The sequence below is a fragment of the Streptococcus australis genome (genome assembly GCF_047463015.1).
Classification (GTDB): domain Bacteria; phylum Bacillota; class Bacilli; order Lactobacillales; family Streptococcaceae; genus Streptococcus; species Streptococcus australis_F.
Genome location: NZ_JASHER010000013.1, coordinates 1 through 13,346, shown reverse-complemented (window position 1 = coordinate 13,346; position 13,346 = coordinate 1). Strand labels below are relative to the sequence as shown.

General features: G+C 39.7%; 25 protein-coding genes and 1 rRNA gene. All 26 read left to right on the top strand.

The window, feature by feature from the left end:
• Nucleotides 1-12: 12 nt before the first annotated feature.
• Nucleotides 13-294 carry a 30S ribosomal protein S19 gene (gene rpsS, locus QM873_RS09685; RefSeq protein ID WP_000533766.1) on the top strand — a complete coding sequence of 94 codons (282 nt, stop codon included), beginning with the start codon at nt 13-15 and terminating at the stop codon, nt 292-294.
• An 11-nt stretch (nt 295-305) separates the two neighbouring features.
• The gene (gene rplV / locus QM873_RS09680) at nt 306-650 is read left to right on the top strand and encodes a 50S ribosomal protein L22 (RefSeq protein WP_006595188.1); all 345 of its coding nucleotides are present in this window, start codon (nt 306-308) and stop codon (nt 648-650) included.
• A gap of 12 nt (nt 651-662) precedes the next feature.
• The gene (gene rpsC / locus QM873_RS09675) at nt 663-1,316 is read left to right on the top strand and encodes a 30S ribosomal protein S3 (RefSeq protein WP_006595187.1); all 654 of its coding nucleotides are present in this window, start codon (nt 663-665) and stop codon (nt 1,314-1,316) included.
• Nucleotides 1,317-1,319: 3 nt separating this feature from the next.
• Nucleotides 1,320-1,733 carry a 50S ribosomal protein L16 gene (gene rplP, locus QM873_RS09670; protein ID WP_023024998.1) on the top strand — a complete coding sequence of 138 codons (414 nt, stop codon included), beginning with the start codon at nt 1,320-1,322 and terminating at the stop codon, nt 1,731-1,733.
• A 9-nt stretch (nt 1,734-1,742) separates the two neighbouring features.
• Complete coding sequence (gene rpmC, locus QM873_RS09665; RefSeq protein WP_003002350.1) at nt 1,743-1,949, top strand: 50S ribosomal protein L29; 207 nt, start codon at nt 1,743-1,745, stop codon at nt 1,947-1,949.
• Between the two features lie 23 nt (nt 1,950-1,972).
• Nucleotides 1,973-2,233 carry a 30S ribosomal protein S17 gene (rpsQ, locus tag QM873_RS09660; protein WP_000440801.1) on the top strand — a complete coding sequence of 87 codons (261 nt, stop codon included), beginning with the start codon at nt 1,973-1,975 and terminating at the stop codon, nt 2,231-2,233.
• Nucleotides 2,234-2,258: 25 nt separating this feature from the next.
• Entirely contained in the window at nt 2,259-2,627 is a 369-nt protein-coding gene (gene rplN, locus QM873_RS09655; RefSeq protein ID WP_002894494.1) for a 50S ribosomal protein L14, read from the top strand.
• 80 nt (nt 2,628-2,707) lie between these two features.
• Nucleotides 2,708-3,013: a 50S ribosomal protein L24 gene (gene rplX / locus QM873_RS09650; RefSeq protein ID WP_006595185.1), complete on the top strand. Its 306-nt coding sequence runs from the start codon at nt 2,708-2,710 to the stop codon at nt 3,011-3,013.
• Nucleotides 3,014-3,036: 23 nt separating this feature from the next.
• Nucleotides 3,037-3,579, top strand: a complete 543-nt coding sequence (rplE, locus tag QM873_RS09645) for a 50S ribosomal protein L5 (protein ID WP_006595184.1) — start codon at nt 3,037-3,039, stop codon at nt 3,577-3,579.
• Between the two features lie 17 nt (nt 3,580-3,596).
• Entirely contained in the window at nt 3,597-3,782 is a 186-nt protein-coding gene (locus tag QM873_RS09640; protein ID WP_001085699.1) for a type Z 30S ribosomal protein S14, read from the top strand.
• A gap of 180 nt (nt 3,783-3,962) precedes the next feature.
• Nucleotides 3,963-4,361, top strand: a complete 399-nt coding sequence (gene rpsH, locus QM873_RS09635; protein ID WP_006595183.1) for a 30S ribosomal protein S8 — start codon at nt 3,963-3,965, stop codon at nt 4,359-4,361.
• Between the two features lie 187 nt (nt 4,362-4,548).
• The gene (rplF, locus tag QM873_RS09630) at nt 4,549-5,085 is read left to right on the top strand and encodes a 50S ribosomal protein L6 (protein WP_023025004.1); all 537 of its coding nucleotides are present in this window, start codon (nt 4,549-4,551) and stop codon (nt 5,083-5,085) included.
• Nucleotides 5,086-5,168: 83 nt separating this feature from the next.
• A complete protein-coding gene (gene rplR, locus QM873_RS09625; RefSeq protein ID WP_003010871.1) occupies nt 5,169-5,525 on the top strand; it encodes a 50S ribosomal protein L18 in 357 nt (118 codons plus the stop codon).
• A gap of 17 nt (nt 5,526-5,542) precedes the next feature.
• Nucleotides 5,543-6,037 (top strand): 30S ribosomal protein S5, encoded by a 495-nt coding sequence (gene rpsE / locus QM873_RS09620; RefSeq protein WP_123160865.1) that lies wholly within the window; start codon nt 5,543-5,545, stop codon nt 6,035-6,037.
• A gap of 14 nt (nt 6,038-6,051) precedes the next feature.
• The gene (rpmD, locus tag QM873_RS09615) at nt 6,052-6,234 is read left to right on the top strand and encodes a 50S ribosomal protein L30 (protein ID WP_002894509.1); all 183 of its coding nucleotides are present in this window, start codon (nt 6,052-6,054) and stop codon (nt 6,232-6,234) included.
• A gap of 145 nt (nt 6,235-6,379) precedes the next feature.
• Nucleotides 6,380-6,820, top strand: a complete 441-nt coding sequence (gene rplO / locus QM873_RS09610) for a 50S ribosomal protein L15 (RefSeq protein ID WP_006595181.1) — start codon at nt 6,380-6,382, stop codon at nt 6,818-6,820.
• A 12-nt stretch (nt 6,821-6,832) separates the two neighbouring features.
• A complete protein-coding gene (gene secY / locus QM873_RS09605) occupies nt 6,833-8,140 on the top strand; it encodes a preprotein translocase subunit SecY (protein ID WP_023025007.1) in 1,308 nt (435 codons plus the stop codon).
• Between the two features lie 96 nt (nt 8,141-8,236).
• Nucleotides 8,237-8,875, top strand: coding sequence for an adenylate kinase (locus QM873_RS09600; RefSeq protein ID WP_414279204.1), 639 nt, complete (start codon nt 8,237-8,239; stop codon nt 8,873-8,875).
• 116 nt (nt 8,876-8,991) lie between these two features.
• Nucleotides 8,992-9,210 (top strand): translation initiation factor IF-1, encoded by a 219-nt coding sequence (infA, locus tag QM873_RS09595; protein ID WP_001029883.1) that lies wholly within the window; start codon nt 8,992-8,994, stop codon nt 9,208-9,210.
• Nucleotides 9,211-9,233: 23 nt separating this feature from the next.
• A complete protein-coding gene (rpmJ, locus tag QM873_RS09590; RefSeq protein WP_001808836.1) occupies nt 9,234-9,350 on the top strand; it encodes a 50S ribosomal protein L36 in 117 nt (38 codons plus the stop codon).
• A gap of 17 nt (nt 9,351-9,367) precedes the next feature.
• On the top strand, nt 9,368-9,733 hold the full coding sequence (gene rpsM / locus QM873_RS09585; RefSeq protein ID WP_003009631.1) for a 30S ribosomal protein S13: 366 nt from the start codon (nt 9,368-9,370) through the stop codon (nt 9,731-9,733).
• Between the two features lie 26 nt (nt 9,734-9,759).
• Entirely contained in the window at nt 9,760-10,143 is a 384-nt protein-coding gene (rpsK, locus tag QM873_RS09580; RefSeq protein ID WP_001118385.1) for a 30S ribosomal protein S11, read from the top strand.
• Nucleotides 10,144-10,188: 45 nt separating this feature from the next.
• Nucleotides 10,189-11,127 carry a DNA-directed RNA polymerase subunit alpha gene (locus QM873_RS09575; RefSeq protein ID WP_343094313.1) on the top strand — a complete coding sequence of 313 codons (939 nt, stop codon included), beginning with the start codon at nt 10,189-10,191 and terminating at the stop codon, nt 11,125-11,127.
• Nucleotides 11,128-11,138: 11 nt separating this feature from the next.
• Nucleotides 11,139-11,525 (top strand): 50S ribosomal protein L17, encoded by a 387-nt coding sequence (rplQ, locus tag QM873_RS09570; RefSeq protein WP_006595176.1) that lies wholly within the window; start codon nt 11,139-11,141, stop codon nt 11,523-11,525.
• A gap of 197 nt (nt 11,526-11,722) precedes the next feature.
• On the top strand, nt 11,723-13,024 hold the full coding sequence (locus QM873_RS09565; protein WP_154854797.1) for a glutamate-cysteine ligase family protein: 1,302 nt from the start codon (nt 11,723-11,725) through the stop codon (nt 13,022-13,024).
• Between the two features lie 246 nt (nt 13,025-13,270).
• Nucleotides 13,271-13,346, top strand: a 16S ribosomal RNA gene (locus QM873_RS09560); the annotation flags it as partial.

Genomic DNA, 13,346 nt, shown 5'->3' with positions numbered 1-13,346 from the left:
GAAAATAATAAAATGGGACGCAGTCTTAAAAAAGGACCTTTCGTCGATGAGCATTTGATGAAAAAAGTTGAAGCTCAAGCTAACGACGAAAAGAAAAAAGTTATCAAAACTTGGTCACGTCGTTCAACGATCTTCCCAAGTTTCATTGGTTACACTATCGCAGTTTATGACGGACGTAAACACGTACCTGTTTACATCCAAGAAGACATGGTAGGTCACAAGCTTGGTGAATTTGCACCAACTCGTACTTACAAAGGTCACGCTGCAGATGACAAGAAGACACGTAGAAAATAAGGAGAACATAAATGGCAGAAATTACTTCAGCTAAAGCAATGGCTCGTACAGTGCGTGTTTCACCTCGTAAATCACGTCTTGTTCTTGACAACATCCGTGGTAAAAGCGTAGCCGATGCAGTAGCAATCTTGAAATTCACTCCAAACAAAGCAGCTGAAATCATCTTGAAAGTGTTGAACTCAGCAGTAGCAAACGCTGAAAACAACTTTGGTTTGGAAAAAGCAAACTTGGTAGTATCTGAAGCATTCGCAAACGAAGGACCAACGATGAAACGTTTCCGTCCACGTGCGAAAGGTTCAGCTTCACCAATCAACAAACGCACAAGCCACATCACAGTGGTTGTGACAGAAAAATAAGGAGGTAACATCGTGGGTCAAAAAGTACATCCAATTGGAATGCGTGTCGGCATCATCCGTGATTGGGATGCCAAATGGTATGCTGAAAAAGAATACGCGGATTACCTTCATGAAGATCTTGCAATCCGCAAATTTATTCAAAAAGAATTAGCTGACGCAGCGGTTTCTACTATTGAAATCGAACGCGCAGTAAACAAAGTTAACGTTTCACTTCACACTGCTAAACCAGGTATGGTAATCGGTAAAGGTGGAGCAAACGTCGATGCACTTCGTGCAGCTCTTAACAAATTGACAGGTAAACAAGTTCACATCAACATCATCGAGATCAAACGTCCTGACTTGGATGCTCACCTTGTTGGTGAAGGAATTGCTCGTCAATTGGAGCAACGTGTGGCTTTCCGTCGTGCTCAAAAACAAGCGATCCAACGTACTATGCGCGCAGGAGCTAAAGGAATCAAAACCCAAGTATCAGGTCGTTTGAACGGTGCAGATATTGCCCGTGCTGAAGGATACTCTGAAGGTACAGTTCCACTCCACACACTTCGCGCAGACATCGATTACGCTTGGGAAGAAGCAGATACAACTTACGGTAAACTTGGTGTTAAAGTATGGATCTACCGTGGTGAAGTTCTTCCAGCTCGTAAAGACGCTAAAGGAGGTAAATAACCAATGTTAGTACCTAAACGTGTAAAACACCGTCGCGAATTCCGTGGTAAAATGCGCGGTGAAGCAAAAGGTGGAAAAGAAGTATCATTCGGTGAATACGGTCTTCAGGCTACAACTAGCCACTGGATCACTAACCGCCAAATCGAAGCTGCTCGTATTGCCATGACTCGTTACATGAAACGTGGTGGTAAGGTTTGGATCAAAATCTTCCCACACAAATCATACACCGCTAAAGCTATCGGGGTACGTATGGGATCTGGTAAAGGGGCACCTGAAGGTTGGGTAGCACCAGTTAAACGTGGTAAAGTAATGTTTGAAGTTGCTGGTGTATCTGAAGAGATCGCTCGCGAAGCGCTTCGTCTTGCAAGCCACAAATTGCCAGTTAAATGTAAATTCGTAAAACGTGAAGCAAAATAAGGAGAGGTCATGAAACTTACAGAAGTAAAAGAATTTGTTAAAGAACTTCGTGGTCTTTCTCAAGAAGAACTCGCGAAGCGTGAAAATGAATTGAAAAAAGAATTGTTTGAACTTCGTTTCCAAGCTGCTGCAGGTCAATTGGAGCAAACTGGACGTTTGAAAGAAGTGAAAAAACAAATCGCTCGTATCAAAACTGTTCAATCAGAAGCTAAATAATAGACTAGGGAAGGAGAATTTCAATGGAACGCAATAATCGTAAAGTTCTTGTTGGACGCGTTGTGTCTGACAAAATGGACAAAACAATCACAGTTGTAGTTGAAACTAAACGTAACCACCCAGTCTATGGTAAACGTATCAACTATTCTAAAAAATACAAAGCTCATGATGAAAACAACGTTGCCAAAGAAGGCGATATCGTTCGTATCATGGAAACTCGTCCGCTTTCAGCTACAAAACGCTTCCGTCTTGTAGAAGTTGTTGAAGAAGCGGTTATCATCTAATCAAACCTGAAAGGAGAAAACTGAAATGATTCAAACAGAAACTCGTTTGAAAGTCGCAGACAACAGCGGTGCTCGCGAAATCTTGACTATCAAAGTTCTTGGTGGTTCAGGACGTAAATTTGCAAACATCGGTGATGTTATTGTGGCATCTGTAAAACAAGCTACTCCTGGTGGTGCGGTTAAAAAAGGTGACGTTGTAAAAGCTGTTATCGTTCGTACTAAATCAGGTGCTCGTCGTAAAGATGGTTCATACATCAAATTCGACGAAAATGCTGCAGTGATCATCCGTGAAGACAAAACTCCTCGCGGAACTCGTATCTTTGGCCCAGTCGCTCGCGAATTGCGTGACGGTGGTTTCATGAAGATCGTATCACTTGCTCCAGAAGTACTTTAATTTTTAAAAAAATCACAAACACAGTCCCCTGGCTCATTGGCCAGGGTGCCCATCGGGCGTAAGAATAAAAGGAGAATAAAATGTTTGTAAAAACTGGCGACAAAGTTCGTGTAATTGCTGGTAAAGACAAAGGTGTTGAAGCTAAAGTCGTTGCTGCTCTTCCAAAAGTAAATAAAGTTGTTGTTGAAGGTGTAAACCTTGTTAAAAAACACCAACGTCCAAATAACGAAAACCCTCAAGGTGCTATCATCGAAAAAGAAGCTCCAATCCACGTATCAAACGTTCAAGTCTTGGACAAGAACGGTGTTGCTGGACGTGTTGGCTACAAATTCGTAGACGGCAAAAAAGTTCGTTATAACAAAAAATCAGGCGAAGTGCTTGACTAATCACGAAGGAAAGGAGAAGTATAATGGCTAATCGTTTAAAAGAAAAATACCTTAATGAAGTAGTTCCAGCTTTGACTGAACAATTTAACTACTCATCAGTTATGGCAGTGCCAAAAGTTGATAAGATTGTTTTGAACATGGGTGTTGGAGACGCTGTTTCTAACGCTAAAAACCTTGAGAAAGCTGCTGAAGAATTGGCATTGATCTCAGGTCAAAAACCACTTATCACAAAAGCTAAAAAATCAATCGCCGGCTTCCGTCTTCGTGAAGGTGTAGCGATCGGTGCGAAAGTAACTCTTCGTGGCGAACGTATGTACGAATTCTTGGACAAATTGGTTTCAGTTTCACTTCCACGTGTTCGTGACTTCCACGGTGTTCCAACAAAATCATTTGACGGACGCGGAAACTACACACTTGGTGTGAAAGAGCAATTGATCTTCCCAGAAATCAACTTTGATGATGTTGATAAAACTCGTGGTTTGGATATCGTAATCGTAACTACTGCGAACACAGACGAAGAATCACGTGCATTGCTTACTGGCCTTGGTATGCCGTTTGCAAAATAATATAGGAGGTAAAACTAATGGCTAAAAAATCTATGATTGCTAAGAACAAACGCCCAGCGAAGTTCTCTACTCAAGCATACACTCGCTGTGAACGTTGTGGACGTCCACACTCAGTTTACCGCAAGTTTAAACTTTGCCGTGTTTGCTTCCGTGAATTGGCATACAAAGGACAAATTCCTGGTGTCACTAAAGCATCTTGGTAATTCTAGCTTTCAATCCCGTCGTGAATCATCGTTATCTGCTTTTGCCTAACTCAAGTTATGCTTGCAAGCAGATGCCTAGACTCACTTAGGAATTGAAACCTAGAAACATATTTTGAGCTTAGCTCAATCATTAACTAGCAAGTGAAAATTTCAAACTACTAGTAAGAGGAGAAATATAAAATGGTTATGACTGACCCAATCGCAGACTTCCTAACTCGTATTCGTAACGCTAACCAAGCAAAACACGAAGTACTTGAAGTACCTGCATCAAACATCAAAAAAGGGATTGCTGAAATCCTTAAACGCGAAGGTTTTGTAAAAAACGTTGAAGTGATCGAAGATGACAAACAAGGAATCATCCGCGTGTTCTTGAAATACGGAGCAAACGGTGAAAAAGTTATCACGAACTTGAAACGTGTTTCTAAACCAGGTTTGCGTGTTTACAAAAAACGTGAAGATCTTCCAAAAGTTCTTAACGGACTTGGAATTGCTATCCTTTCAACTTCTGAAGGTTTGCTTACTGATAAAGAAGCACGCCAAAAGAACGTTGGTGGGGAAGTTATCGCTTACGTTTGGTAATATTTAGCTCCCAATTTCGTTGTGACTCTTCGTTATCGTCTCTTGCCTAACTCAAAGTTATGCCTGCGAGACGATGCCTCGATTCACTTAGAAATTGAGACCTAAACATTAATTTTTAAATCAAAAAGATTTAAACCCCGTGAAAACTGGCCGTCATGGCCTGACAATTTAACAGGAGAATAAAAACATGTCACGTATTGGTAATAAAGTTATCGTGTTGCCTGCTGGTGTTGAACTCACTAACAAGGACAACGTAGTAACTGTAAAAGGACCTAAAGGAGAACTTACTCGTGAGTTCTCAAAAGATATTGAAATCCGTGTGGAAGGAACTGAAGTAACTCTTCACCGTCCAAACGATTCAAAAGAAATGAAAACCATCCACGGAACTACTCGTGCCCTTTTGAACAACATGGTTGTTGGTGTATCAGAAGGATTCAAGAAAGAACTTGAAATGCGCGGGGTTGGTTACCGTGCACAACTTCAAGGAAACAAACTTGTCTTGGCTGTTGGTAAATCTCACCCAGACGAAGTTGAAGCTCCAGAAGGAATTACTTTTGAACTTCCAAACCCAACGACTATCGTTATCAGCGGAATTTCAAAAGAAGTAGTTGGTCAAACAGCTGCTTACGTACGGAGCCTTCGTTCACCAGAACCTTACAAAGGTAAAGGGATCCGTTACGTTGGTGAATTCGTTCGCCGTAAAGAAGGTAAAACAGGTAAATAATGTTGAGTGGTTGTCTATCAACCACCCACCTATTTTCCAACTCAGTGCTTAGCACATGATTTTAAAATTAAGAGGTGAAAATTGTGATTTCGAAACCAGATAAAAATAAAATCCGTCAAAAACGCCACCGTCGCGTTCGCGGAAAACTCTCTGGAACTGCTGATCGCCCACGTTTGAACGTATTCCGTTCTAATACAGGCATCTACGCTCAAGTAATTGATGACGTAGCGGGTGTAACGCTCGCAAGCGCTTCAACTCTTGACAAAGAAGTTTCAAAAGGAACTAAAACTGAACAAGCCGTTGTTGTCGGCAAACTTGTTGCTGAACGTGCAGTTGCTAAAGGTATTTCTGAAGTGGTGTTCGACCGCGGTGGATATCTATATCACGGACGTGTTAAAGCTTTGGCTGATGCAGCTCGTGAAAACGGATTGAAATTCTAATAGGAGGACACTAGAAAATGGCATTTAAAGACAATGCAGTTGAACTTGAAGAACGTGTAGTTGCCATCAACCGTGTTACAAAAGTTGTTAAAGGTGGACGTCGTCTTCGCTTTGCAGCTCTTGTAGTTGTTGGTGACCGTAACGGACGTGTTGGTTTTGGTACAGGTAAAGCTCAAGAAGTACCAGAAGCAATCCGTAAAGCAGTAGAAGATGCTAAGAAAAACTTGATTGAAGTTCCTATGGTTGGAACAACAATTCCACACGAAGTAACATCAGTATTTGGTGGAGCTCGTGTATTGTTGAAACCAGCTATCGAAGGGGCTGGGGTTGCTGCAGGTGGTGCAGTTCGTGCCGTTGTCGAATTGGCAGGTATTGCAGATGTAACATCTAAATCACTTGGATCAAACACTCCAATCAACATTGTTCGTGCAACTGTTGAAGGTTTGAAACAATTGAAACGCGCTGAAGAAGTTGCTGCCCTTCGTGGTATTTCAGTTTCTGACTTGGCTTAAGAAAGGAGATTCAAATGGCTCAAATTAAAATTACTTTGACTAAGTCTCCAATCGGACGCATCCCGTCACAACGTAAAACTGTTGTAGCACTTGGACTTGGCAAATTGAACAGCTCTGTTATTAAAGAAGATAACCCAGCAGTACGTGGAATGATCACTGCAGTATCTCACTTGGTAACAGTTGAAGAAGTAAAATAATCTATTTATAATAGAACAAGGTTTTCAGGGGTATGGGAAATTTCTCATCCCCTAAAACTAAATATAAGTATAGGCGAGTTTGTAGTCAGGACACCTTTTCCTGATTGCATGCGTTAGCAATTTACAAAAGAGGAGAAATTAAATAATGAAACTTCATGAATTACAACCTGCTGCAGGTTCACGTAAAGTCCGCAACCGTGTTGGTCGTGGTACTTCATCTGGTAATGGTAAAACTTCTGGCCGTGGTCAAAAAGGTCAAAAAGCTCGTAGCGGTGGCGGTGTACGTCTTGGTTTTGAAGGTGGACAAACTCCATTGTTCCGTCGTCTTCCAAAACGTGGATTTACAAACATCAACGCTAAAGAATATGCTATTGTAAACCTTGATCAGTTGAACGTCTTCGAAGATGGTGCTGAAGTAACACCAGTTGTACTTGTTGAAGCAGGTATTGTAAAAGCTGAAAAATCAGGGATTAAAATTCTTGGTAACGGGGAATTGACTAAGAAATTGTCTGTTAAGGCAGCTAAATTCTCTAAATCAGCTGAAGAAGCTATCACTGCTAAAGGTGGTTCAGTAGAAGTCATCTAAGAGGGGTGACCTATGTTCTTTAAATTATTAAAAGATGCATTTAAGGTAAAACAAGTAAGATCAAAAATTTTATTTACCATTTTTATCATACTTGTTTTTCGAATCGGAACCACGATTACGGTTCCTGGTGTGAATGCGAAAATCCTTAACAACTTACAAGATGTTTCCTTCTTGAATATGATGAGCTTGGTGTCAGGGAATGCCATGAGAAACTTCTCTGTCTTTGCCCTAGGGGTGAGTCCTTACATCACGGCTTCCATCGTTGTTCAGCTCCTTCAAATGGACTTGCTTCCAAAGTTTGTTGAGTGGGGGAAACAAGGAGAAGTTGGACGGAGAAAGTTGAATCAGGCAACACGTTATATCGCTTTGGTTCTAGCTTTCGTTCAATCCATTGGAATTACAGCTACTTTCCACACCTTGTCACAGGCTAAATTAGTGTCGACACCAAACGTTGAAACCTACATCTTAATTGGTGCAATTTTAACGACAGGTTCGATGATTGTGACCTGGTTAGGAGAACAGATTTCAGACAAAGGATACGGAAATGGTGTTTCTATGATTATCTTTGCGGGGATTGTTTCTTCAATTCCAGAGATGATCAAAGGTGTTTATGAAGATTCATTTGTTAACGTTCGTTCTGGACAATTGACTAATTCACTAATTTTCGTAGGTCTGTTAATCTTAGCGGTATTAGTGATCATTTACTTCACAACCTTTGTGGAACAAGCTCAGTATAAAATTCCAATCCAATACACAAAGATTGCACAAGGAGCACCATCTAGCTCATATCTTCCATTGAAGGTAAACCCAGCTGGAGTTATTCCTGTCATCTTTGCTAGTTCGATCACGGCTGCACCGGCAGCAATTTTCCAGGTCATTAGTGCCATGGGTTACAATGCTGGATGGGTTCGAACAGCACAATCTATGTTAGCAACCAATACACCTACTGGTGTAGCAATGTATGCTTTGCTAATCATTTTGTTTACTTTCTTCTACACATTTGTACAGATTAACCCAGAAAAAACTGCGGAAAATCTACAAAAGAGTGGTGCTTACATTCCAGGTGTGCGTCCTGGTAAGGGAACAGAAGACTACATGTCACGTCTTCTTAGACGTTTGGCTACGGTCGGTTCTCTATTCCTTGGATTTATCACTATTATTCCAATCCTTGCTCGGGATATCTTTGGTCTGACAGATACAGTTGCCCTCGGAGGAACTAGTCTCTTGATCATCATCTCGACTGGTATTGAAGGAATGAAACAATTAGAAGGTTACTTGTTGAAACGCAAATACATTGGTTTCATGGATACAACAGAATAGAATTAGGTTGACATTGTCAACCTTCTATTTTGTTTTTAAATAAGTTTGTTAAATTGTAACAGGCTTATTTAAAAACAAAATAAGGAGCAAATGATTATGAATTTATTAATCATGGGATTGCCTGGAGCAGGTAAGGGGACGCAAGCAGCTAAAATTGTAGAACAATTTCAAGTTGCACATATCTCAACAGGGGATATGTTCCGTGCTGCAATGGCCAATCAAACCGAAATGGGTGTGTTGGCAAAATCATTCATCGATAAAGGTGAATTGGTGCCGGATGATGTAACCAACGGGATTGTAAAAGAACGTTTGGCTCAAGACGATATTATGGAAAAAGGATTCCTTTTAGACGGTTTTCCTCGCACGATTGAACAAGCACATGCTTTGGATCAAATTTTGGTAGATCTTGGCCTTGAACTTGAGGGTGTAATCAACATCGAAGTGGATCCATCTTGCCTTCTTGAACGCTTGAGCGGTCGTATTATTCACCGCGAAACAGGAGAAACCTACCATAAAGTATTCAACCCACCAGCTGATTACAAGGAAGAAGACTATTACCAACGTGAGGACGATAAACCAGAAACAGTTAAACGCCGCTTGGATGTGAATATCGCTCAAGGTGAGCCGATTCTTGCTCATTATCGTGCAAAAGGTTTAGTCCATGATATCGAAGGAAACCAAGATATTAACGACGTCTTTAAGGATATCCAAAAAGTCTTAGAGAATTTGAAATAAAAACGTTTTAGTTGCTTGCAATAATTGACAACAAGTGATACAATGAATTAGTCTGACTTATAATTGTTACCTCTGTGCTCAGAGGAATGAATCGAAATTTATGGAGGTACTTTTGCGTGGCAAAAGACGATGTGATTGAAGTAGAAGGCAAGGTAGTCGATACGATGCCGAATGCTATGTTTACGGTTGAACTTGAAAATGGACATCAGATTTTAGCAACAGTTTCTGGTAAAATTCGTAAAAACTATATTCGTATTTTAGCGGGAGATCGTGTTACAGTGGAGATGAGTCCGTACGATTTGACACGTGGACGCATCACATACCGCTTTAAATAATCGAAAAACTTGGAGGGATAAAAATGAAAGTAAGACCATCGGTCAAACCAATTTGCGAATACTGTAAAGTAATTCGTCGTAATGGTCGTGTTATGGTAATTTGCCCAGCAAATCCAAAACACAAACAACGTCAAGGATAAGATAGAAAGGAGAAAACATGGCTCGTATTGCTGGAGTTGACATTCCAAATGACAAACGTGTAGTAATTTCATTGACTTATGTATACGGTATCGGACTTCCAACATCTAAGAAAATTCTTGCTGCTGCAGGCGTTTCTGAAGATATTCGTGTTCGCGACCTTACACCAGATCAAGAAGATGCTATCCGTCGTGAAGTTGACGCAATTAAAGTAGAAGGTGACCTTCGTCGTGAAGTGAACTTGAACATTAAACGTTTGATGGAAATCGGTTCATACCGTGGTATCCGTCACCGTCGTGGACTTCCTGTTCGTGGACAAAACACTAAAAACAATGCTCGCACTCGTAAAGGTAAAGCTGTTGCGATTGCTGGTAAGAAAAAATAAGAAAATAAAATAAGGAGGTAAAAATCTTGGCTAAACCAACACGTAAACGTCGTGTGAAAAAGAATATCGAATCAGGTATTGCTCATATTCACGCAACATTTAATAACACAATTGTTATGATTACTGATGTGCATGGTAACGCAATTGCATGGTCATCTGCAGGTGCTCTTGGTTTCAAAGGTTCTCGTAAATCTACACCATTTGCTGCACAAATGGCATCAGAAGCTGCTGCAAAATCAGCTCAAGAACATGGTCTTAAATCAGTAGAAGTTACTGTTAAAGGTCCTGGTTCTGGTCGTGAGTCTGCTATTCGTGCTCTTGCTGCTGCTGGTCTTGAAGTTACTGCAATCCGCGATGTGACTCCTGTGCCACACAATGGTGCTCGTCCTCCAAAACGTCGCCGTGTATAATCATCAACAATTACACAGCTTTTCGTTTCAGAGGGAGTATAGCAAATGATTGAGTTTGAAAAACCAAATATAACAAAAATTGATGAAAATAAAGATTACGGTGTATTTGTAGTAGAACCACTTGAACGTGGTTATGGTACAACACTAGGGAACTCTCTTCGTCGCGTATTATTAGCTTCACTTCCAGGTGCTGCTGTTACTTCAATTAATATTGAAGGTGTATTGCACGAATTTGATACAGTTCCAGGTGTCCGTGAAGACGTTATGCAAATCATTCTTAACGTTAAAGGGATCGCTGTAAAATCTTACGTCCAAGACGAAAAGATTATTGAACTTGATGTAGAAGGTCCTGCAGAAGTAACTGCTGGAGATATTCTTACAGATAGTGATATTGAAATTGTAAACCCTGATCATTATCTTTTTACAATCGGTGAAGGATCAAGCTTCAAAGCAACTATGACTGTAAACAGCGGTCGTGGTTATGTTCCAGCTGATCAGAATAAGAAAGATGATGCACCAGTAGGTACACTTGCTGTAGATTCAATCTATACGCCAGTGACAAAAGTTAATTACCAAGTTGAACCAGCTCGCGTTGGTAGCAACGATGGTTTTGACAAACTAACCCTTGAAATCTTAACAAATGGAACAATTATTCCAGAAGATGCTTTAGGTTTATCTGCTCGTATTTTGACAGAACACCTTAACCTCTTTACGAACTTAACAGAAATCGCAATTGCGGCAGATGTTATGAAGGAAGTAGATACAGCATCAGATGATCGAGTACTAGAACGTACCATCGAAGAATTGGATCTTTCTGTTCGTTCATATAACTGTTTGAAACGTGCCGGTATCAATACTGTGTATGATTTGACAGAAAAATCTGAACCAGAAATGATGAAAGTTCGTAACCTTGGACGTAAGAGTCTCGAAGAAGTTAAAGTTAAGCTTGCCGATTTAGGCCTTGGGCTAAAAAATGATAAATAGAGGAGGAATACATGGCTTACCGTAAACTAGGACGCACTAGCTCACAACGTAAAGCAATGCTTCGTGATTTGACAACAGATCTTATCATCAATGAAGCAATCGTAACAACTGAAGCACGTGCAAAAGAAATCCGTAAATCAGTTGAAAAAATGATTACTTTAGGTAAACGTGGTGACTTGCATGCACGTCGTCAAGCAGCTGCTTACGTACGTAACGAAGTTGCATCACAAAACTTTGATGAAGAAACTGGTAAATATTCAGAAACAACTGCACTTCAAAAATTGTTCTCTGAACTTGCACCACGTTATGCTGAGCGCAATGGTGGATATACTCGTATCCTTAAAACTGAACCACGTCGTGGGGATGCTGCGCCAATGGCAATTATCGAATTAGTATAAAATCATCAATTTTGTTGAGTGTTATGATGTTGGAAGGACTAAACGGTTCTTCTTAGTCTAGCTCTGGTCTGCCGCTAGGATTTATCCTAGCGGTAACACTCATCATATTGAGGTAAATGGTAGACGCTTGTTTACGAAATTGCTTTAATTTAAAACAATTTCGTAAGCAGGCGTTTTTTTGATATAATAGAAGAGTTATGATAGTAAAAGAAAAATCACAAGCACTTACCCAACAATTATTGGCAAAGCGTTACCTTGCCTCGCTAAAAGATAATCCAGAGCAGTACATTGGGGTTGAACTCGAATTTCCAATCGTAAATACAATGGGGAATAAAACGGATGTACTGGTTACAAAAGCTCTTTTTAAGCATCTGCAAGAAGTTGAAGACTTTATTGCGATTAAACAAGATGAAGATGGGAATCCAGTCCAGTTACAACATAAAATAAACAAAGATCAAATTGTATTTGAGTTATCTTACAATACCATTGAATTTGCTTTTGAAAAGACTAAAACCATCCAAGAAGTCGAAAGCCGGTTTCAACACTATTTAGGAATCATTCAACCATTCTTAAGAGAGAGGCAGCATCAAATAGAAGGAAAAGGCATCCATCCTTATTGGAGAATAAATGAAAATCAACCTGTAAAAATTGATCGTTATAAAATGCTGATTCAATTCTTACAACTATCTGGACAAGATCCTAACCATCGATTCCATCATTATCCAGACTATGGAACCTTTATTTGTGGCAATCAAGTACAATTAGATGTTTCAAGAACGAATTACTTGGAAATAATTAATGCGATGAATAAGGTAGAGCCAGCAAAAGCATATCTGTTTGCTAATTCCATTTTCGATGGAGAAGACTGGGATACGAAGATCTCAAGAGATATTTTCTGGGAAGATTCCATGCATGGCTATTATCAGGAAAATGTTGGTGTAAATCCTAAAGCGTTCATAAATGAAAAGGACTTTCTAGAATATTTAGCGAAGACAGCCTTGTTTTATGTTTATCGTGAGAATGAAATCTTATATTTCGAACCTATTAGAGTAGAGGATTATCTCGCAAAAGAAAAAATAGTAGCCTATCGCTTAGATAGAACTAGACAAGAAATAAAACCGCAAGAAGAGGACCTAAAGAATCATAGAAGCTACCATTTTCAAGATTTAACAACAAGAGGAACCATCGAATATAGAAGTGTTTGTACTCAACCATTAAATAAAACATTTGCACCAATTGCATTTCATGTCGGATTGCATCATAATATCAAAGAATTAAACGAGTATTTAGCTCAAAATATAGTTTTTGATTTTAGTAAAGAAAATCCGAAAGAATTAAGAAGGCAATATTCGAAAAAACAGTTAACTGAAAGTGAATTGGTGAAAATTAAACAATATTCGTTAGATCTGTTAAAAATATCAAAAAGAGGATTGATGGATCGTGGAAACCAAGAAGAGGTTTATCTCGAAGAAATCATAAAAGAGCTTGGGAAATGCTGATTTAACAGCATTTCTTTTTTTAAAATCAAAAAAACAACAAAAAATTTAAAAAAATAGAAAAAAGATATTGACAAGTTTTCATGGTCGTGATATACTAATATAGTTGTCGCGCGAGAGCGACAAAGACCTTTGAAAACTGAACAAGACGAACCAATGTGCAGGGCACTATAACTAAGGTTATAGTACTGAACAATGAAAAAACAATAAATCTGTCAGTGACAGAATGAGTTTAAGACAAACAATTATTTTAATGAGAGTTTGATCCTGGCTCAGGATGAACGCTGGCGGCGTGCCTAATACATGCAAGTAGAACGCTGAAGCT

Excerpts from the sequence above, each read along its gene's own strand:
- rplV (WP_006595188.1), top strand. The coding sequence starts at position 306 with ATGGCAGAAATTACTTCAGCTAAAGCAATGGCTCGTACAGTGCGTGTT.
- rpsQ (WP_000440801.1), top strand. The coding sequence starts at position 1,973 with ATGGAACGCAATAATCGTAAAGTTCTTGTTGGACGCGTTGTGTCTGAC.
- rpsM (WP_003009631.1), top strand. The coding sequence starts at position 9,368 with ATGGCTCGTATTGCTGGAGTTGACATTCCAAATGACAAACGTGTAGTA.
- rpsE (WP_123160865.1), top strand. The coding sequence starts at position 5,543 with ATGGCATTTAAAGACAATGCAGTTGAACTTGAAGAACGTGTAGTTGCC.
- rpmC (WP_003002350.1), top strand. The coding sequence starts at position 1,743 with ATGAAACTTACAGAAGTAAAAGAATTTGTTAAAGAACTTCGTGGTCTT.
- rplF (WP_023025004.1), top strand. The coding sequence starts at position 4,549 with ATGTCACGTATTGGTAATAAAGTTATCGTGTTGCCTGCTGGTGTTGAA.
- QM873_RS09575 (WP_343094313.1), top strand. The coding sequence starts at position 10,189 with ATGATTGAGTTTGAAAAACCAAATATAACAAAAATTGATGAAAATAAA.
- rplO (WP_006595181.1), top strand. The coding sequence starts at position 6,380 with ATGAAACTTCATGAATTACAACCTGCTGCAGGTTCACGTAAAGTCCGC.
- secY (WP_023025007.1), top strand. The coding sequence starts at position 6,833 with ATGTTCTTTAAATTATTAAAAGATGCATTTAAGGTAAAACAAGTAAGA.
- rpsS (WP_000533766.1), top strand. The coding sequence starts at position 13 with ATGGGACGCAGTCTTAAAAAAGGACCTTTCGTCGATGAGCATTTGATG.
- rplN (WP_002894494.1), top strand. The coding sequence starts at position 2,259 with ATGATTCAAACAGAAACTCGTTTGAAAGTCGCAGACAACAGCGGTGCT.
- QM873_RS09565 (WP_154854797.1), top strand. The coding sequence starts at position 11,723 with ATGATAGTAAAAGAAAAATCACAAGCACTTACCCAACAATTATTGGCA.
- rpmD (WP_002894509.1), top strand. The coding sequence starts at position 6,052 with ATGGCTCAAATTAAAATTACTTTGACTAAGTCTCCAATCGGACGCATC.
- rplE (WP_006595184.1), top strand. The coding sequence starts at position 3,037 with ATGGCTAATCGTTTAAAAGAAAAATACCTTAATGAAGTAGTTCCAGCT.
- rplP (WP_023024998.1), top strand. The coding sequence starts at position 1,320 with ATGTTAGTACCTAAACGTGTAAAACACCGTCGCGAATTCCGTGGTAAA.
- QM873_RS09640 (WP_001085699.1), top strand. The coding sequence starts at position 3,597 with ATGGCTAAAAAATCTATGATTGCTAAGAACAAACGCCCAGCGAAGTTC.
- rpsH (WP_006595183.1), top strand. The coding sequence starts at position 3,963 with ATGGTTATGACTGACCCAATCGCAGACTTCCTAACTCGTATTCGTAAC.
- QM873_RS09600 (WP_414279204.1), top strand. The coding sequence starts at position 8,237 with ATGAATTTATTAATCATGGGATTGCCTGGAGCAGGTAAGGGGACGCAA.
- rplQ (WP_006595176.1), top strand. The coding sequence starts at position 11,139 with ATGGCTTACCGTAAACTAGGACGCACTAGCTCACAACGTAAAGCAATG.
- rplX (WP_006595185.1), top strand. The coding sequence starts at position 2,708 with ATGTTTGTAAAAACTGGCGACAAAGTTCGTGTAATTGCTGGTAAAGAC.
- rpmJ (WP_001808836.1), top strand. The coding sequence starts at position 9,234 with ATGAAAGTAAGACCATCGGTCAAACCAATTTGCGAATACTGTAAAGTA.